Annotated in this window: 19 protein-coding genes; 6 read left to right on the forward strand and 13 right to left on the reverse strand. The window is 68.5% G+C overall.

Annotated elements, in window-relative coordinates:
* Positions 1–96: 96 nt before the first annotated feature.
* The 4 genes from AC07ZS_RS13945 to AC07ZS_RS13960 are packed head-to-tail and all read left to right on the forward strand — an operon-like array spanning position 97 to position 3,143.
* Positions 97–777, forward strand: coding sequence for an acyl-CoA dehydrogenase family protein (locus AC07ZS_RS13945; protein ID WP_494799140.1), 681 nt, complete (start codon positions 97–99; stop codon positions 775–777).
* On the forward strand, positions 774–1,511 hold the full coding sequence (locus AC07ZS_RS13950) for a c-type cytochrome (protein ID WP_494799141.1): 738 nt from the start codon (positions 774–776) through the stop codon (positions 1,509–1,511). Before AC07ZS_RS13945 ends, AC07ZS_RS13950 begins: the two co-directional genes overlap by 4 nt.
* Positions 1,508–2,806 (forward strand): c-type cytochrome, encoded by a 1,299-nt coding sequence (locus AC07ZS_RS13955; RefSeq protein WP_494799142.1) that lies wholly within the window; start codon positions 1,508–1,510, stop codon positions 2,804–2,806. The genes AC07ZS_RS13950 and AC07ZS_RS13955 overlap by 4 nt, the downstream gene beginning before the upstream one ends.
* Positions 2,796–3,143, forward strand: a complete 348-nt coding sequence (locus tag AC07ZS_RS13960; protein WP_494799143.1) for a thioredoxin family protein — start codon at positions 2,796–2,798, stop codon at positions 3,141–3,143. Before AC07ZS_RS13955 ends, AC07ZS_RS13960 begins: the two co-directional genes overlap by 11 nt.
* A gap of 7 nt (positions 3,144–3,150) precedes the next feature.
* Here the strand turns inward: AC07ZS_RS13960 and AC07ZS_RS13965 are convergent, their stop codons facing one another.
* Positions 3,151–3,837: an ABC transporter ATP-binding protein gene (locus tag AC07ZS_RS13965; RefSeq protein ID WP_494799144.1), complete on the reverse strand. Its 687-nt coding sequence runs from the start codon at positions 3,835–3,837 to the stop codon at positions 3,151–3,153.
* A 16-nt stretch (positions 3,838–3,853) separates the two neighbouring features.
* Between AC07ZS_RS13965 and AC07ZS_RS13970 the strand changes: the two genes are divergently transcribed.
* Together AC07ZS_RS13970 and mnmH are read left to right on the forward strand one after the other, a co-directional pair.
* Entirely contained in the window at positions 3,854–4,516 is a 663-nt protein-coding gene (locus tag AC07ZS_RS13970; protein WP_494799145.1) for an arylesterase, read from the forward strand.
* Between the two features lie 6 nt (positions 4,517–4,522).
* Complete coding sequence (gene mnmH, locus AC07ZS_RS13975; RefSeq protein WP_494799146.1) at positions 4,523–5,602, forward strand: tRNA 2-selenouridine(34) synthase MnmH; 1,080 nt, start codon at positions 4,523–4,525, stop codon at positions 5,600–5,602.
* A 35-nt stretch (positions 5,603–5,637) separates the two neighbouring features.
* Here the strand turns inward: mnmH and AC07ZS_RS13980 are convergent, their stop codons facing one another.
* The 12 genes from AC07ZS_RS13980 to bamB form a co-directional block, all read right to left on the reverse strand.
* The gene (locus AC07ZS_RS13980) at positions 5,638–5,832 is read right to left on the reverse strand and encodes a hypothetical protein (RefSeq protein WP_494799147.1); all 195 of its coding nucleotides are present in this window, start codon (positions 5,830–5,832) and stop codon (positions 5,638–5,640) included.
* Positions 5,833–5,866: 34 nt separating this feature from the next.
* Entirely contained in the window at positions 5,867–7,060 is a 1,194-nt protein-coding gene (locus AC07ZS_RS13985) for a PLP-dependent transferase (RefSeq protein ID WP_494799148.1), read from the reverse strand.
* 5 nt (positions 7,061–7,065) lie between these two features.
* On the reverse strand, positions 7,066–7,590 hold the full coding sequence (locus AC07ZS_RS13990) for a phosphoribosyltransferase (protein ID WP_494799149.1): 525 nt from the start codon (positions 7,588–7,590) through the stop codon (positions 7,066–7,068).
* A gap of 66 nt (positions 7,591–7,656) precedes the next feature.
* The gene (locus tag AC07ZS_RS13995; protein ID WP_494799150.1) at positions 7,657–9,045 is read right to left on the reverse strand and encodes an adenylosuccinate synthase; all 1,389 of its coding nucleotides are present in this window, start codon (positions 9,043–9,045) and stop codon (positions 7,657–7,659) included.
* The gene (locus AC07ZS_RS14000) at positions 9,042–10,235 is read right to left on the reverse strand and encodes an ATP phosphoribosyltransferase regulatory subunit (RefSeq protein ID WP_494799151.1); all 1,194 of its coding nucleotides are present in this window, start codon (positions 10,233–10,235) and stop codon (positions 9,042–9,044) included. The genes AC07ZS_RS13995 and AC07ZS_RS14000 overlap by 4 nt, the downstream gene beginning before the upstream one ends.
* Positions 10,236–10,341: 106 nt before the next feature.
* A complete protein-coding gene (locus AC07ZS_RS14005) occupies positions 10,342–10,527 on the reverse strand; it encodes a DUF2065 domain-containing protein (protein ID WP_494799152.1) in 186 nt (61 codons plus the stop codon).
* A 32-nt stretch (positions 10,528–10,559) separates the two neighbouring features.
* Complete coding sequence (gene hflC, locus AC07ZS_RS14010; RefSeq protein ID WP_494799153.1) at positions 10,560–11,453, reverse strand: protease modulator HflC; 894 nt, start codon at positions 11,451–11,453, stop codon at positions 10,560–10,562.
* A gap of 26 nt (positions 11,454–11,479) precedes the next feature.
* Positions 11,480–12,778 carry an FtsH protease activity modulator HflK gene (gene hflK / locus AC07ZS_RS14015; RefSeq protein WP_494799154.1) on the reverse strand — a complete coding sequence of 433 codons (1,299 nt, stop codon included), beginning with the start codon at positions 12,776–12,778 and terminating at the stop codon, positions 11,480–11,482.
* 130 nt (positions 12,779–12,908) lie between these two features.
* Positions 12,909–14,081 (reverse strand): GTPase HflX, encoded by a 1,173-nt coding sequence (gene hflX / locus AC07ZS_RS14020; protein ID WP_494799155.1) that lies wholly within the window; start codon positions 14,079–14,081, stop codon positions 12,909–12,911.
* A gap of 79 nt (positions 14,082–14,160) precedes the next feature.
* Positions 14,161–14,430, reverse strand: coding sequence for an RNA chaperone Hfq (gene hfq, locus AC07ZS_RS14025; RefSeq protein WP_084360358.1), 270 nt, complete (start codon positions 14,428–14,430; stop codon positions 14,161–14,163).
* A gap of 65 nt (positions 14,431–14,495) precedes the next feature.
* Complete coding sequence (der, locus tag AC07ZS_RS14030) at positions 14,496–15,830, reverse strand: ribosome biogenesis GTPase Der (protein WP_494799156.1); 1,335 nt, start codon at positions 15,828–15,830, stop codon at positions 14,496–14,498.
* 50 nt (positions 15,831–15,880) lie between these two features.
* Positions 15,881–17,035, reverse strand: coding sequence for an outer membrane protein assembly factor BamB (gene bamB, locus AC07ZS_RS14035; RefSeq protein WP_494799183.1), 1,155 nt, complete (start codon positions 17,033–17,035; stop codon positions 15,881–15,883).
* Between the last annotated feature and the right edge of the window lie 4 nt (positions 17,036–17,039).

A 17,039-nucleotide genomic window follows, 5' to 3' on the forward strand; every position in this document is an offset into this window, starting at 1 on the left:
GGCGGATCAGAACGAATCAGTTGCCCCATCTGATCTGTCATATTTTCAATAAATCTGCATCTTGCGAATCAGATGCTTCTCGACGACGATGACCGCATGCCCCTGAAACCCACGACACCCCGCGACCCGGACGCGCTGCGCGAGCTGGTGGACAGCGGCCTGCTGCGCTGCGGCGTGCCCGTCCATCTGGGCGGGTCGGGCGAAACGCTCGATGTTTTGGCCCACGGTGCGACCGAGCTGGCCAGACACCACCCCGGCGCGGCCTGGCTGTTGTGGGCGCAGCGCCTGGCCATCGAGGCGCTGCTGCAGTCGCCCAACGTCGCCCTGCGCGAGCACTGGCTGCCCGACTTCCTGAGTGGCGAGCGCGCGGCGACCGTGGCGCCGACGTTCGAGGCGCTGTACGCACACGACACCGGCCGCGGCTGGCTGCTGCGCGGTGCGCTGCAGCCGGTGCCCAACCTGCAATGGGCCGGTTTCTCGCTGGTCGCGCCGGTGCGCCTGAACGCACCGCTGGATCACTGGGTGCTGCTGCGCAGCGAGGAGGACGGTCTGTCGGTGGTGCCCGAACCTGAGGCACACTGGCCCGAACAAGCCCATGCGGCGGCCCTGAGGCTGGACAACGTGTTCTTCCGCGAAGACGAATGGCTGGGCGGGCCCGACCTGCCCCAGCGCCTGGCCCCGGTGGCCGCCGCGCTGGCCCCCGGCCTGCCCTGCCCGACCGACTGGAACCGAAACCACCTGCCCACGCTCTCACCTACAACTTTCCCCACGACATGAGCTTTTTCTCCCGTTCCTACCGGCGCTGGCGCCCCGCCCTGTTGCTGGCCGTCGGCTGCGTGCTGCTGCCCGCTGCCGCCCAGACGCCCACGTTCGAAGACACCATGGCCCAGCGCATGCTGGCCTGCACCGCCTGCCACGGCAACCAGGGCCGCGCCGCGCCCGACGGCTACTACCCGCGCCTGGCGGGCAAGCCCGCCGGCTACCTCTACAACCAGCTGCTGCATTTCCGCGAGGGTCGCCGCACGTACCGCCTGATGACGCAGATGGTCGATCCGCTGAGCGACGCCTACCTGCTGGAAATCGCCGAGCACTTCGCCGCCATGGACGTGCCCTACCCCGCACCGGCCAAGGCGCAGGCCACGCCGCAGGAACTGCAACGCGGCGAACAGCTGGCCCTGCACGGCGATGCCGCGCGCCGCCTGCCGGCCTGCGTCGCCTGCCATGGCGCCGCCCTCACCGGCGTACAGCCCGCCACCCCCGGCCTGCTGGGACTGCCGCGCGACTACCTCAACGCGCAGCTCGGCGCCTGGCGCACCGGCCAGCGCAAGGCCCACGCACCCGACTGCATGGCCGACATCGCCCAGCGCCTGGACATCCGCGACATCGCGGCCGTGAGCGCCTGGCTCTCCACCCAGCGCCTGCCGGCGAACACCCACGCCGTCGCGCCTGGTGCGGCGCCCCTGCCCCTGCAATGCGGCAGTGCCATGCCGCCCAAGGGAGGCCGCCCATGAGCCGCATCGCCTTGCGCGCGTTCCTCGCGCTGCTGCTGATCGGCGGGGCCGTGCTGGCCTGGCTGGCCTGGCCCGCACGCCCCATCGCCGTGTCGCCCGCGGCGGCGGCCCCCGACCTGCGCGACCCGCACACCATCGAGCGCGGCCGCTACCTCGCCGTGGTGGGCAACTGCCAGGCCTGCCATACCACGCGCGGCGGCGAGCCGTTCGCCGGCGGCTTTGCCCTGTCCACCCCGTTCGGCACCGTGTACGGCAGCAACCTCACCCCCAGCGAGAGCGGCCTGGGCCCCTGGAGCGCCGACGACTTCTGGCGCGCCATGCACCACGGCCAGGGCCCGGACGGCCGCTGGCTCAACCCGGCCTTCCCGTACAACAACACCACCCAGATCACCCGCGAGGACAGCGACGCGCTCTACGCCTACTTCCGAAGCCTGCCCGCGGTGGATGCGCCCGCGCCCCCGCACGACATGCGCTGGCCCTACAACACCCAGTTCGCGCTCAAGGCCTGGCGCACGCTGTACTTCAAGGCCGGCCCCGAGGAACCGCCGGCCTCGGCCGCGCGCACGCCCGAGATGCTGCGCGGGGCCTACCTCGTCAACGGCCTGGGCCACTGCAGCGCCTGCCACGTGCCGCGCGACGCGCTCGGCGGCCAGGGCGACATGCTCGGTCTCTCCGGCGGGCTGATTCCCATGCAGCGCTGGTACGCGCCCTCGCTGCTCGACCCCGCGGAAGCCGGCGTGCAGGACTGGTCCGTCGACGAGATCGTCGCCCTGTTCAAGGACGGCCGCGCCCGCGGCGCGCTGCTCTCAGGCCCCATGGCCGAGGTGGTTCAGCACAGCACCCAGCACTGGGCACCCGCGGACCTGCAAGCCATGGCGACCTACCTGCAGCAATTGCCGAAACCGCCCGCGTCGCGCAGCGACAAGCCCGCCGCCGCCGACAGCCGCGCGCTCAGCGTGGGAAGCCAGCGCTACGAACAACACTGCGCCCAATGCCATGGCAAGCAGGGCGAAGGCCTCACCAGCCAGGGCGCCACGGCCTACCCGGCCCTGGCCGGCAACCGCGCGGTGACCATGGCCTCCCCCGCCAACCTGGTGCAGATCGTGCTCAACGGCGGCTTCGGCGTGGCCACCGAGGGGCACCCACGCCCCTTCGGCATGCCGCCGTTCGTGCTGCAGCTCAGCGACCAGGAACTGGCCGATGTGCTGACCTACGTGCGCACCCAGTGGGGCAACCAGGCCCCACCGGTCAGCGCACTGGACGTGCAACAGCTCCGGGGACCGCTTGGCCGCTGAACCCCTCCACGTCGTCAGCCTGTGCGCCCAGTGGTGCGGCACCTGCCGCGACTGGCAGCCGGTGATGGACGAGGTCGCCCGCAGCCACCCGCAGTGGCGCTGGCGGTGGCTGGACATCGAGGACGAGGCCGCGCTGCTGGGCGAGCTGGACGTGGAAACCCTCCCCACGGTGCTGGTGGGCCGGGGCGATCGGGTGCTGTTCTTCGGGCCAGTGCTGCCCCGGGTGGAGCTGCTGACGCGCCTGCTGGAGACGCTGGGCGAACCGGATCACCCCGCCGCGCCCGTCGATGACGAGGTCGCCACGCTCTGGCAGCGGCTGCGCGCCACCACCGCCTGAAAGCGACTCAGGCCGCTTCGGCCTCGGCCGCCACCTGGCCGCCTTCGATGGTGATGCGGCGCTCGCAGCGCTGGGCGATGGCGCGGTCGTGCGTCACCAGCACGAGCGTGGTGCCCTGCTCCCGGTTGAGCTCGAACATCAGTTCCATGATCCGGGCGCCGGTGGCGAAGTCCAGGCTGCCGGTGGGCTCGTCGGCCAACAGCACCGCAGGCTGCACCACGAAGGCGCGCGCCAGGGCCACGCGCTGCTGTTCCCCGCCCGAGAGCACCTTGGGGTAGCTGGACAGGCGCTCGCCCAGGCCCACGCGCTGCAGCATCTGGGTCGCGGTGGCGCGCGCATCGCGCTGGCCGGCCAGCTCCAGCGGCAGCATGACGTTTTCCAGCGCGGTCAGGTTGCCCAGCAGCTGGAAGCTCTGGAACACGAAACCGACCTTCTGTGCGCGCAGCGCGGCGCGCTGGTCTTCATCCAGCGCGAACAAATCGACGCCGTCGATGTGAACTGTGCCGCTGCTGGGCGTGTCCAAACCCGCAACGATCGACAGCAGCGTGCTCTTGCCCGACCCGGACGCACCCACGATGGCGGCGGTTTCCCCCTTGTTCAGGGTGAAATCGATATCGCGCAGAATCGTCAGGGAGCCGGTGGAGTCGGTCACGGACTTGAACACATGCTGGACCGCAATCATCACATCGGACATGGAAGGACTTCTCAAGTTGAAACGCCGTCACTTTAACGTGCTGGCCGGCGCGCTGTGCGCCCTGGCCGCCGCGGGGTCTTCTGGCTTCACCCATGCTCAGGCCACCGCCTCCGCCGATCCGCTCATCCTCGTGGTGGGAGATTCGCTCAGCGCCGAATACGGCCTCAAGCGCGGCACCGGCTGGGTGGCCCTGCTGGAAGAGCGTCTGAAACAGGAAAAAGTTCGCGCCCGCGTGGTCAACGCCAGCATCAGCGGCGACACCACCTCGGGCGGGCGCTCGCGCCTCGCCCCCCTGCTCAAGCAGCACCAGCCCGCCCTGGTCGTGATCGAGCTGGGCGGCAACGATGCCTTGCGCGGCCTGCCGCTGACCATGACGCGCGACAACCTCGCCGCCATGGCCCGCCTCGCGCGCGAGGCCGGCGCCAAGGTGCTGCTGGTCGGCATGGAGATGCCGCCCAACTACGGCGCGAAGTACGGCCAGGAGTTCCGCGAGGTGTTCACCACCGTCGCCAAGGCCGAGAAGACCGCGCTGGTGCCCTTCTTCCTCAAGGGCGTGGCCGACACGAAAGACCCGACAGCGCTGTTCCAGGCCGACCGCATCCACCCCAACGAATCCGCCCAGGCCACGATGCGCGACAACGTCTGGCCCGAACTGCGCAAGCTGCTCGCCGCCCGATAATCGGGCATGCCTGTCCACACCCTGAGCGCCGCCGAGGCGATGGCCCGCCTCGCCGACTTCGACACCCTGATCGACGCGCGCACCGAAGACGAGTACGCGCTCGACCACGTGCCGGGCGCGGTGAACTGGCCCACGCTGAACAACCAGCAGCGCATCGACATCGGCACGCTGTACAAGCAGGTCAACCCCTTCGAGGCCAAGAAGCGCGGCGCAGCGCTCTCCGCGCGCAACATCGCCGCCCACATCGAGCGTGAGGTGATCGACAAGCCCAAGGGCTGGAAGCCGCTGGCCTACTGCTGGCGCGGCGGCAACCGCAGCGGTGCGCTTGCCACCATCCTGGGCGCCATCGGCTTTCACGTGACCCTGATCGAGGGCGGCTACAAGGCCTGGCGGGCGGCGCTGGTGGAGGCGCTGCCGGCGCTGGCCCAGGGCCTGTCCTACCGCGTGGTCTGCGGCCCCACGGGCAGCGGCAAGACGCGCCTGCTCCACGCCCTGGCGGCCCAGGGTGCCCAGGTGCTCGACCTCGAGGCCCTGGCCTGCCACCGCAGCTCGGTGCTGGGCCATATTCCCGGCCAGCCGCAACCCAGCCAGAAGCGCTTCGACTCCCTGGTGTGGGCGGCCTTGCGCGGTTTCGACCCGGGCCGGGTGGTGTACGTCGAGAGCGAGAGCAAGAAGGTGGGCAATGTGCGCGTCAATGAGGCGCTGATCGACGCCATGCGCGCCAGCCCCTGCATCGACCTTCGCCTGAGCGACGACGAACGCGTGGCCTTGCTGCTGGAGGACTACGACTTCTTCGTCAAGGACCCGGCGGCGTTCTGCGAGCGCCTGGAAGCGCTCACGGAGTTGCGGGGCAAGGAAGTGGTGTCAGGCTGGACGGGGAAGGTGCGCGCGGGGCGCACGCCCGAGGTGGTGCTGGAACTGCTCACGGGGCACTACGACCCGATGTACGCCCAGTCGATCGCGCGCAATTTCACGCGCTTTGCGCAGGCCCGGCCGCTGGTGCTGCAGGACCGGTCACCGCACGCCCTGGCGGCCGCGGCGCAGGTGCTGATGGCCGACGAGGCCACAGCCACCCACCCGGCCTGAGCGCGCGGCTCGGGCCGACGTGGGAACCAGCGGGCTCAGTCGGCCGCGCTGTCGCCACCCGCCGCCGGTGCGTCACCGGGCGTGTCGGGCGATCCGGCCCCCGGCTCCTCGGGCGCATCGGCGTCCGGGTGCTGGCGGCCGGCGGCTTTGGCTCTGAGCTTTTCCTCTTTCTTTTTCTTCTTGGCGAGCTCGCGCTGGCGCTTTTCGTATCCGTAATTGGGGGTGGCCAAGTCAGTCCTTCAGGTCGGTGGGAAAAGGTAAGGGTCAGGGTTTCAATGCGGTCAAGGCCTGCGCCAGGTCGGCGCGGAGGTCGTGCACGGATTCCAGGCCCACGGCAAAGCGTACCAGACCCCCCGCATGGGGCCAGCCCTGGGTGCGGCTGGGGCGGATGTCATACGGCGCGCACAGGCTGATCGGCCCGGCCCAGCTCCAGCCCAGTCTGAACAGCCGCAGGCGGTCGCAGAACGCGTCGATGCGGTCCTGGGAAATGGCAGGGTCGAACACCGCGCTGAACAGACAGGCGGCAGCGCTCGCATCGCGCTGCCAGGTGGCATGGCCGGGCGAACCCGGCAAGGCCGGGTGCAGCACCTGCACCACGCCGGCTTGCTGCTGCATCCAGGTGGCGAGTTCGCGGGTGCTTGCATCCTGGGCGTGGTAGCGCAGCGCCATGCTGGCGAGGCCGCGCAGCACCAGCTCGGCGTCGTTCACGCCGATGTTCAGCCCCAGGCGCATGTGGGTGAGCAGCACCAGGCGGTGCAGCGCCAGGTCGCGCGTGACGACCGAGCCCATGAGCACATCGGCACCGCCGCTGGGGTATTTGGTCAGGGCCTGCACCGAGATGTCCACGCCCAGGTCGAACGGCTGGAATGCGATGCCCGCGCCCCAGGTGTTGTCGAGCGCGGTGACGATGGGCCGCTGGCCTCCCCGCGCGGCATTGACCTGGCGCACGCAGGCCACCAGGGCCGGCAGGTCGGGAAACTCCAGCGTGACCGAGCCGGGGGCCTCCAGCCAGACCAGGCGCGTGGCCGGGCCGATCTTGGCCGCGAGATCGGCCGGGTCCATGGCGTCGAAGTAGCGGTGCGTGATGCCCCAGGCCGCGAGTTCGACCGCGGCGAAGGATTTGCCCGGCCCGTAGGCATTGTCGGGAATCAGCACCTCGTCGCCCTGTCGCAGCAGGGCCATGTCCACCAGCGACACGGCCGAGAGGCCGCTGGGCGCGAGCACACAATGCAGGCCGCCCTCGATGGTGGCGATGCGCTCTTCCAGCGTGAAGGTGGTCGGCGTGCCGTGCAGGCCGTAGGTGTAGCCGCTCTTGTCCTTCCAGTCCGTGGTGCGCAGGGCCTGGACGTTGGGGAAGAAGACGGTGGACGCCTTGTACACCCCCGGGGCCACCCCCTCGAAGCCCTCCGGGGGCTTGTAGGGGTGGTGGATCAGACGGGTGGACAGGTCGTCACGCATTCAGTTCAGAGCTTCCACTTTTCCAGGAGTTGCGCCGGGCGCATGCTGTCGTAGCCCTCGAAAGGCTGGTGGATCCACGGGTTCGTGGGCAGGAACTCCACCGAATAGTCGGCCGTGAAGGTCGAGAGCTGCTTGGTCCAGATCACGGCGCTGCGCATCTCGGTGATCGGCGCGTAGTTGTTCTTGAGGAGGTCGATGACGGCCTTGAGCGTGTGGCCCGAGTCGGCGAGGTCGTCCACCAGCAGCACCTTGCCTGCGATCTCGCCCTTGGGCGTGGTGATGTAACGCGCAATGTCCAGGTTGCCCTGCTCGGTACCGGCGGCGGCGCGGTAGGAGCTGGTGGACATGATGGCCAGCGGCTTGTCGAAGATGCGCGAGAGGATGTCGCCCGGACGCATGCCACCCCGTGCCAGGCACAGGATGGTGTCGAACTCCCACCCCGACTGGTAGACCTTGAGCGCGAGCTTCTCGATCAGGTTGTGGTACTCGTCGTAGGAGACGTAGAGGTGTTTGCCGTCTTCGGTCAGCATGCGGGCTCCGGATGGGGATATCGGTGGGAATTCTGCACGAAGGGCCGCGCGCGGCCCCCGGGGATTTCACCCATGGTAGGGGTTGTGCAGCAGGATGGTGTGGTCGCGGTCCGGGCTGGTGGAGACGATGTGGATCGGCACCCCGGTCGTCTCCGCGATGCGCGTGAGGTAGCGCTGGGCGTTGACCGGCAGGTCTTCGTAGCGCGTGGCGCCCACCGACGAGTCGCTCCATCCGGGCAGCGTTTCGTAGATCGGCTTGCAGCGCGCGATGTCTTCCGCGCTCATCGGCAGGATGTCGATGACCTCGCCATCCAATTCGTAACCGGTGCAAAGCTGGAGTTCCTTGAGCCCGTCCAGCACGTCGAGCTTGGTGATGCACAGACCCGAGAGGCCGTTGACCTGGGCCGAGCGCTTGAGCAGCGCGGCATCGAACCAGCCGCAACGGCGGCTGCGACCGGTGGTCACGCCCTTTTCAGCGCCCACGGTGGCCATGTGCCAGCCGGGCGTGCCTTCCTTTTCCCATTCCAGCTCGGTGGGGAACGGGCCGCCGCCCACGCGGGTGCAGTACGCCTTGGTGATGCCCAGCACGTAGTGCAGCAGGCCCGGGCCCACGCCGGAACCGGCGGCGGCGTTGCCGGCCACGCAGTTGCTGGAGGTGACGAAGGGATAGGTGCCGTGGTCGATGTCGAGCAGCGTGCCTTGCGCACCCTCGAACAGCAGGTTGGCACCCGCCTGGTGCGCGGCGTTGAGTTCGCGCGAGACGTCGGCGATCATGGGCTTGAGCAGTTCGGCCTGCTGCATGGCCTCGGCGTACACCGGCTCGAACTGGATCGCGCCGTCCTTCATGTACGAGGCGAGCTTGTCGTCCCAGGCCATGTCGGCGGAGTGCAGGTAGCTGGTGAGCACGTGGTTGTGCAGGTCCAGCAGTTCGCGCAGCTTGGTGGCGAAACGGTCGGGGTACTTCAGGTCCTGCACGCGCAGCGCACGGCGCGCGATCTTGTCTTCGTAGGCCGGGCCGATGCCGCGACCCGTGGTGCCGATCTTCTCGGTGCCGGCCTTCACCTTGGCGGCTTCGCGCGCGATGTCGATGGCGGCGTGGAACGGCAGAATCAATGGGCAGCCTTCGCTCACGCGCAGGCGCGAACGCACCTCGACACCGGCCTTCTCCAGGCCCGCGATTTCCTCGAACAGCTTGCTCACCGAGAGCACCACACCGTTGCCGATGTAGCACTTCACGCCGGCGCGCATGATGCCGCTGGGGATGAGGTGCAGCGCCGTCTTCACGCCATTGATGACCAGCGTGTGGCCCGCGTTGTGGCCGCCCTGGAAGCGCACCACGCCGGTGGCGGTTTCGGTCAGCCAGTCGACCAGCTTGCCCTTGCCTTCGTCACCCCACTGGGTGCCCACCACCACGACGTTGCGCCCGGGGGTCACGGCGCTGCTGCTGTTCTTCATTTGCTGGTTTCCGTTTGAAGGGTTTGTACTGTCCAGGCGCCGCGGCGGGCCGCATCGGGCACCAGTTCGCGGTCGCAGTGAAATTCGTCGACCTGGTGGTCGTGGCCCGGCAAGGCGCACACCACGGTGTGGCCCTGCGCGCGCAGTTCGGCGATGGCCTGGCGCAGGCCGGCGTCCATGCCCCAAGGGGCGCGGATGGCGGCCACCAGGGGCCGCGGCGCCACGGCGCTCACCAGCTCCTTGAGGTCCAGGCTGAAGCCCACCGCCGGGCGGTTGCGACCGAACACGGCGCCGACCTCGTCATAGCGCCCTCCCCGCGCCAGCTCGAGCGCCTGCCCGGCCTGGCCTTGCGGCGCCTGGGCGAACAGGGCGAAGCGCATGCCGGTGTAGTAGGCGTAGCCGCGAAGGTCCGCCAGGTCGATCGACACGTCCATGCCCTGCGCGTGCGAGGCCAGCCAGCGCAGGCTGTCCAGCGCGGCGTGCAGGGCCGCAGACGGTTGCAGGATGCGCTGCGCCTCGTCGAGCACGGCCACGCCGCCGAACAGGCGCGGCAAGGCCACCAGATCGCGGCGCACGGCAGGCGGCAGGTCGCGCGCGAGCTGTTCGAGTTCGGCGACGTCCTTGGCATTGAGCGCGGCGTGGATGCGGGCTTCCTGCGCGGCGGTCAGCGAGGCGGGGGCGAGCACGGCGTCGATCACGCGCACGTCGGCCATGTCCAGTTGCAGGCCCTTCACGCCCGCGCTGCGCAGGCAGGCTTGCGCGAGCTCGATGATTTCCAGGTCGGCTTCCTGGTCCGCGTGGCCGTAGATCTCGGCGCCGAACTGCAGCGGCTCACGGCTGGCCAGCGGGCGATCGATGCGGGTGTGCACCACCGGACCGCAGTAGCTCAGGCGGGCCACGCCCTGGCGGTTGAGCAGGTGGGCGTCGATGCGGGCGACCTGGGGCGTGCTGTCCGCGCGCAACCCCAGGGTGCGTCCGGAGAGCTGATCGACCAGCTTGAAGGTCTGAAGACCGAGGGCTTCGCCCGTGCCGGTGAGCAGGGATTCCAGGTGCTCCAGCAACGGCGGCATGACCAGCTCGTAGCCGTAGCCCCGGGCCGTGTCCAGCAAGCCCCTGCGAAGTTCTTCGATGTGACGGGCCTCGGAAGGCAGGACATCGGCAATGTGATCCGGGAGGACCCAGGCAGACATGGCTATTTTCAGGCGCTGTTAAAAACGTGATTCTACCGGCCCCCCGGAGGCAACCCCGGCGGGTATCGGCCAGCGCACGGATCGGCGCCGAAAAGGGGGCGAAGGATCAGGTCAGCGACCACCAGAGCAGCACACCGCTGCCCAGGCAGATCAGACCGAAGAAGCGCAACTGCCCGTCGCGCAGGCTCAGCATGTCGGTGAAGACGCGGCGCCACAGCCTGGGTGCCAGCAGGGGCAGCAGCCCCTCGAAGATCAGCACCAGGGCCAGCGCGGGCCAGATCGCATCCGACATGGGTTCAACCGGCCCGCGTCAACGGCTGAGGCTCATCGAGCCGGCGCCACGTTGCTGCTGCGCATGCCCTTGAAGAAGTCGGACGAAGGGTCGACCACCAGCACGTCGGACTTGCTGGCGAAGCTCGACTTGTACGCTTCCAGGCTGCGGTAGAACTGGGCGAATGCCGGGTCGCGGCCGAAAGCGTCGGAGAACGCCGCGGCGGCCTTGGCATCGCCCGCGCCCTTGATCGCCTGCGCATCGCGGTAGGCTTCGGAGACGATCACCTCGCGCTGGCGATCGGCATCGGCGCGGATCTTTTCACCCTCGGCAAAGCCGGTGGAACGCAGCTCGTTGGCCACGCGCTTGCGCTCGGCTTCCATGCGCTGGTAGACCGAGGCGGTGATGCTCTCGGCGTAATCGACGCGCGTGATGCGCACGTCGACCACGTCCATGCCCCAGGGCTTGTCGGCACCACGCACGGCCGCCAGCACTTCGCGCTTGACGTCGGCCATGAGTTGCTCGCGGCGGGTAGACAGCAGTTCGTTCACCGTGCGCTTGTTGACTTCCTGCTGGAAGGAGTTGCGCACCACACGGTTGAGCTGCAGGGCGCCGGCGCGTTCGTTGACGCCGACGTTGCGGATGTATTCCTGCGGCTCGCTGATGCGCCAGCGCACGTACCAGTCGATCACCACGCGCTGCTTCTCGGCGGTGAGTGTCGGCTCGGTGTCGGTGCTCTCCAGGGTGAGCAGGCGCTTGTCGATGTAGGACACGTTCTGGAACGGCGGCGGCAGCTTGAAGTTCAGGCCGGGTTCGGTGACGACCCGCTTGATCTGGCCCAGCTGGAAGACCACGCCGAACTGGCGCTGGTCCACCACGAACAGCATGGAGCTGGCGATCGCCAGAACCACGATGAAGGATGTGATGATGAAACCGAGTTTGTTCATGTTGCTTCTCTGGTCGCTGGCGTCGTTCAGCGGCTCTCGCGCTCGCGCGAACGCGCGGCGTTGTCCGTGCTGCGGCTGGTGGGCGCCGGGATCGTGCTCGGCGTGGGCGCGCTGGGCTGCACGCTCGGCGTCGAGGCTGGCTGGCCCGTCATCTGCATGATCTTGTCCAGCGGCAGGTACAGCAGGTTGGAGCCCGACTTGGAATCCACCAGCACCTTGGTCACGTTGCTGTAGATCTCCTGCATGGCGTCGGTGTACATGCGCTCGCGCGTCACCTGAGGCGCCTTCTGGTACTCGGCCAGCACCGAGCGGAAGCGTTGCGAATCACCTTCGGCCTGCGCCACGATGCGGGCACGGTAGCCTTCGGCCTCTTCGGTCAGGCGCGAAGCCGCACCGCGGGCGCGCGGCACCACGTCGTTGGCGTAGGCCTGGGCCTCGTTCTTGGCCCGTTCACGTTCCTGGCCGGCCTTGAGCACGTCGTCGAACGACGCCTGCACCTGCTCGGGCGGGCGCACCCCACCCTGCTGCAGGTTGATGCCCACGACCTCGATGCCCACCTTGTAGCGGTCGAGGATGTTCTGCATCAGCGTGCGCACGCGCGGAGCGATCTGATCGCGCTCCTCGGCCAGCGCCGCGTCCATCTTCATCTTGCCGACCACCTCGCGCACCGCCGTCTCGGCCACCTTCACGACAGCGGCATCGGGATCGCGGCTCTCGAACAGGAAGGCGCGGGCGTCGTTCAGGCGGTACTGCACCGCGAACTTGATCTCCACGATGTTCTCGTCTTCGGTCAGCATGGCCGATTCGCGCAGGCCGGTGGCCGGCACGACGTTGTCGCGGCCGACGTCCACCGAGCGGATCTGCGTGACGAACACGGTTTCATGGCGCTGGATCGGGTACGGCAGGCGCCAGTTGAAGCCCGCGCCCACGGAGCTGTGGTACTTGCCGAACTGGGTGATCACGGCCTGCTGGCCTTCCTGCACGATGAAGAAGCCCGTGCCCATCCAGATGAGCAGCGCGACGCCGGCAATGAGGCCGAAGCCGATGCCAGTCGCCTTGGGATTGGGGTTGAAACCGGCACCGCCACCGGAACCGTTGCCGCCGCCATGGCCACCGCCACGGCCCTTGTTGCCCAGCAGTCCACCGAGCTTGCGGTTGAAATCGCGCCAGAGTTCGTCCAGATCCGGCGGCCCCTGGTTGGGGCCCTGCCCGCGCGGCGGGGGACGCTGTGCGTTGCGATCGTCGTCACGTCCCGGGTCCTGACCGCCGTCGTTGCGCGGTTCGTCGTCGCCCCGGCCCCAACGGGGATCATTCAGATTGAACATGCCCCACAGCCCACGCCAGCCGCGGTGGACAGGGCGGGTCGCGCGGTCAGCGCCGCGGGCGGGGAATAGCAGATTCACATCCATGGGTTGCCAACTCTTTGTCGATTCAAAACCATCACATTGTGCCCAATCAGGACACGGGTTCGCCGATTTCCGGGAGCATGGGGTCTGCACCCGGCCTTTGCGCGATCACGTGCGCGGCCAGCAGGGCCCGCAACTCGGGCAGGCCCTCGCCCGTGCGCGCACTGACGAAGATTCGAGGGACCGACTGGCCTTCCAGTTCCATGGCATCGCTCAGAACATGCGGCACGGAGGCCGGGTCCATGGCGTCGAGCTTGTTGAACAGCAGGATCTGGGGCACCTGGTCCGCGCCGATGTCCTTGAGCACATCGAGCACCGAAGCGATCTGCTCCGGGTGAGACGGGTTGGACGCATCGACCACATGCAGCAGCAGGTCGGCATCGGCCGCTTCCTGCAACGTGGCCGCAAAAGCATCGACCAGGCCGTGCGGCAGGTCGCGGATGAAGCCCACGGTGTCCGAGAGCGAGACCGAGCGCCCTGCTTCGCCCAGGTAGAGCTGGCGCGTGGTGGTGTCCAGCGTGGCGAAGAGCTGGTCGGCCGCGTAGGCGCGCGCCTTCACGAGGCCGTTGAACAGCGAAGATTTGCCGGCGTTGGTGTAGCCCACGAGCGAGATGGAGAACGTGTCGCGGCGCTCGCGCTGGCGGCGCTGGGTGGAGCGTTGCTTCTTCACCTTCTCCAGGCGCTCCTTGGTGCGCTTGATGGCCTCGCCGATCATGCGGCGGTCCAGTTCGATCTGCGTTTCACCCGGGCCCCCGCGCATGCCGATGCCGCCGCTCTGCCGCTCCAGGTGCGACCAGCGCCGCACCAGGCGCGTCGACAGGTACTGCAGGCGCGCCAGCTCGACCTGCAGCTTGCCTTCGTGGCTGCGCGCGCGTTGGGCGAAGATTTCCAGGATCAGGAGGGTGCGGTCGTTGACCGGCAGGCCCAGATGCCGCTCCAGGTTGCGCTGCTGCGCCGGGCTGAGCGACTGATCGAACAGCACCTCGGTCGCGCCGGTGGACTGCGCGAGCATCTTGATTTCGTCGGCCTTGCCCGAACCCACGAACAAGGCCGGGTCGGGTGCACGGCGCTTGCAGCTGACGCGCTCGGCCACCGTGTAGCCCGCGGTCTGGGCCAACAAGCCCAGTTCCTCGAGCCCGGCGTCGAAATGAGGCACACCAAAGTCCACGCCAACCAGGATGACGGAGGGCGTGGAAGACGGGGAGGATGAGGGTGAATTCAATTCGGTAGGGCAACAACGCGCAAGGCGTTGCGGGCCCGGCAGGTCGGCTGCACGGGCCGGATGCGATTCAGGTGCTGAATCAGGAGGCTGCCGGCTCGTCCGTGCCGACGGCCGAGAACTGCACCGGGCGGCCCGGCACGATGGTGGAGATCGCGTGCTTGTAGACCATCTGCGTGACCGTGTTGCGAAGCAACACGACGTATTGGTCGAACGACTCGATCTGACCCTGCAATTTGATGCCGTTGACCAGGTAGATCGACACGGGCACATGTTCCCGGCGAAGCTGGTTCAGGAAAGGGTCTTGCAAGAGCTGGCCTTTGTTATTGCTCACGATATGCTCCGTGTTCAATGAAAGTTAATGAGGAATGGACAATACCACAGCCGTGTCACCGGACCGCGGTTGAGTCGAAACTCCTACTCCTTGAAGGGATTGGCCGAGGTCTTGAACTCGATCCGCAAGGGGGTACCCACCAGATCGAAGGCCTTGCGGAAGCGCCCTTCGAGAAAGCGCTTGTAGGCGTCCGGCACGTTTTCCAGGGAATTGCCGTGGATCACGATCACCGGCGGGTTCATGCCGCCCTGGTGAGCGTAGCGCATCTTGGGCCGGAACATGCCGCTGCGGGTGGGCGCCTGGAAGGCGACCGCCTCCATCAACAACCGGGTCAGCACCGGGGTCGACATCTTGCGCATGGCCGAAGCGTGGGCTTGCGTGATCGACTTCCACACCGGGCCCAGGCCCTGGCGCTTCTGGGCGGAAATCAGGTGCAGCGAGGCGAACTTGAGGAAGGCCAGCCGCGTCTCGACCTGGCGCTCGATCTGCTCGCGCTGGTAAGCGTCCACCGCGTCCCACTTGTTGATGGCGAGCACCACGGCACGGCCGCTCTCCAGGATGTAGCCGGCAATGTGCGCATCCTGGTCGGTCACACCCTGCGTGGCGTCCAGCAGCAGCAGCACCACATGCGCGTTTTCGATCGCCTGCAGGGTCTTGACCACCGAGAACTTCTCGATCGCCTCGAACACCCTGCCCTTGCGGCGGATGCCGGCCGTGTCGATCAGCTCGAATTTCTGGCCCGAGCGCTCGAAGGGCACGGAAATGGCATCGCGCGTGGTGCCCGGCAGGTCGAAGGCCACCAGGCGCTCTTCGCCCAGCCAGGCGTTGATGAGGGTGGACTTGCCCACGTTGGGGCGACCTGCCACCGCAAGGCGGATCACGCCGGTCTCGACTTCGGGCTCTTCCTCGTCCTCCGGCGGCAGACCCGGAATGAGCTCCAGGGCCGTGTCCAGCATGGAGCGCACACCCTGCCCGTGGGCACCGGACACCGCCATCACCTCGCCCAGCCCGAGTTCGTAGAACTCCACCAGCTGCAGCCCTTGCGTCATGCCTTCGGACTTGTTGGCCACCAGCAACGTGGGTTTGCCCAGGCGGCGCAGGTAACCCGCGATCTCATGGTCCTGCGCGCTGATGCCCGCTCGGGCATCCACCACGAAGATCACCACATCGGACTCGGCCACGGCCTGCCGCGTCTGCTTGGCCATCTCCTTGTAGATGCCTTCGCTGGCCTCGGGCTCGAAGCCGCCGGTGTCGATGACGATGTACTCGCGCCGGCCTTGTCGGCCATTGCCGTAGTGGCGGTCGCGGGTCAGGCCGGCAAAGTCGGCCACGATGGCGTCGCGTGAACTCGTCAGGCGGTTGAACAGGGTGGACTTGCCGACATTGGGCCGGCCCACCAGGGCGATGACGGGTTTCACGGAAAAAGCTTTCGTTCAGGCGGTCACGAACACGGTGTTCGTGGCGGCCATTATTGGGGACGCCAGGCGAACACGCCGCCGTTGCGGGTTTGCACCAGCAACGCGTCGCCCGCCAGCACCGGCGCCGCGTCGATGGGCGAGCCGTCGGTGGTCAGGCGGGTCATTTCGCTGCCGTCCTCGCGGGAGATCAGGTGCACCAGCCCGCGGCTGTCGGCCACCGCCACCACACGGCCCAGGGCCAGCGGTGCGGTCAGGCCGCGGTATTTCAGGCGGTCGATGCTCCAGGCCGGCTCACCGGTGGCGCGCTGCCAGGCCTGGAATCGGCCATCGCTCTCGCTGCCGAAGACCAGGCGGTCGTCGCCATGCACACCGGTCGTGCCTTGGGCGGCGCGCGTCCAGACCACGGTGCCACGGCTCGCGTCCACGCAGCCCACGGCGGCCGAATAGGCCCGGGCGCAGACGCTGTTGCGGATGCGGCTGACCGGACCCACGATGTCGACCAGGCGCTCCACCTCGTTGGTGCCCCGCGATGTGGCGATGGGGGCCTCCCAGCGCACCGATCCGTTGTCGGGGTTCAGGCCCGTCAGGCGCCCTGCCAAGCCCACCACCAGCGTGTCACCGACCGCCAGCAGCGCGCCCGTCTGGCTCAGCACCAGCGGTTCCGCGGGGCGGCTCTGGCTCCAGAGCCGGGCGCCGGTCTTGCCGTCGAAGGCGGTGACCACGCGGTCGGCCGTGAGCACGAACACGCGCTCGCCGGCCACAAGGGGCGCGGTGAAGGAGCGCGCGGGCAGGCGCACTCGCCAACGCTCGCTGCCATCGGCGATCGCCACCAGCTGGTTGTTGCGGGTCACCACGGCGGCCGTCTGGCCGTCGGCGCCCACACCAGCGGCGATCGGCGTGTTCAGATTCAGGCGCCACACATCCCGGCCGGTGGCGGCATCCAGCGCGGCCACCTGGCCCGTGCCGCCGGCCACGAACACACGGCCACCCGCCACCAGCGGCACCAGCGAGGCATGGCTTTCGCCGACCTGGGCCGACCAGGCGAGCTGGGTGCCCATCAAGGCCGCCACGGCCGGCAACTCGGTGGGTTGCGGCTTCTTCGTGCTGGAACCGCAGGCCGACAGCAAGGCGGCGGCAACCAAACCGATGACGGGCAAGGCCCGGCGCCAGGAGGCCGAGACTGAACGGGGGGTGCAGGTGACCATGGAA

The sequence above is a fragment of the Hydrogenophaga sp. GW456-12-10-14-TSB4 genome, from assembly GCF_059424305.1.

What these genes read in the sequence shown, in the direction of transcription:
- hflK (WP_494799154.1), bottom strand. Translation starts at nt 12,778, where the DNA reads ATGTTCAATCTGAATGATCCCCGTTGGGGCCGGGGCGACGACGAACCG.
- AC07ZS_RS13950 (WP_494799141.1), top strand. Translation starts at nt 774, where the DNA reads ATGAGCTTTTTCTCCCGTTCCTACCGGCGCTGGCGCCCCGCCCTGTTG.
- AC07ZS_RS14005 (WP_494799152.1), bottom strand. Translation starts at nt 10,527, where the DNA reads ATGTCGGATGCGATCTGGCCCGCGCTGGCCCTGGTGCTGATCTTCGAG.
- AC07ZS_RS13945 (WP_494799140.1), top strand. Translation starts at nt 97, where the DNA reads ATGCCCCTGAAACCCACGACACCCCGCGACCCGGACGCGCTGCGCGAG.
- AC07ZS_RS13965 (WP_494799144.1), bottom strand. Translation starts at nt 3,837, where the DNA reads ATGTCCGATGTGATGATTGCGGTCCAGCATGTGTTCAAGTCCGTGACC.
- mnmH (WP_494799146.1), top strand. Translation starts at nt 4,523, where the DNA reads ATGCCTGTCCACACCCTGAGCGCCGCCGAGGCGATGGCCCGCCTCGCC.
- bamB (WP_494799183.1), bottom strand. Translation starts at nt 17,035, where the DNA reads ATGGTCACCTGCACCCCCCGTTCAGTCTCGGCCTCCTGGCGCCGGGCC.
- AC07ZS_RS13955 (WP_494799142.1), top strand. Translation starts at nt 1,508, where the DNA reads ATGAGCCGCATCGCCTTGCGCGCGTTCCTCGCGCTGCTGCTGATCGGC.
- AC07ZS_RS13995 (WP_494799150.1), bottom strand. Translation starts at nt 9,045, where the DNA reads ATGAAGAACAGCAGCAGCGCCGTGACCCCCGGGCGCAACGTCGTGGTG.
- AC07ZS_RS14000 (WP_494799151.1), bottom strand. Translation starts at nt 10,235, where the DNA reads ATGTCTGCCTGGGTCCTCCCGGATCACATTGCCGATGTCCTGCCTTCC.
- hflC (WP_494799153.1), bottom strand. Translation starts at nt 11,453, where the DNA reads ATGAACAAACTCGGTTTCATCATCACATCCTTCATCGTGGTTCTGGCG.
- AC07ZS_RS13985 (WP_494799148.1), bottom strand. Translation starts at nt 7,060, where the DNA reads ATGCGTGACGACCTGTCCACCCGTCTGATCCACCACCCCTACAAGCCC.
- AC07ZS_RS13990 (WP_494799149.1), bottom strand. Translation starts at nt 7,590, where the DNA reads ATGCTGACCGAAGACGGCAAACACCTCTACGTCTCCTACGACGAGTAC.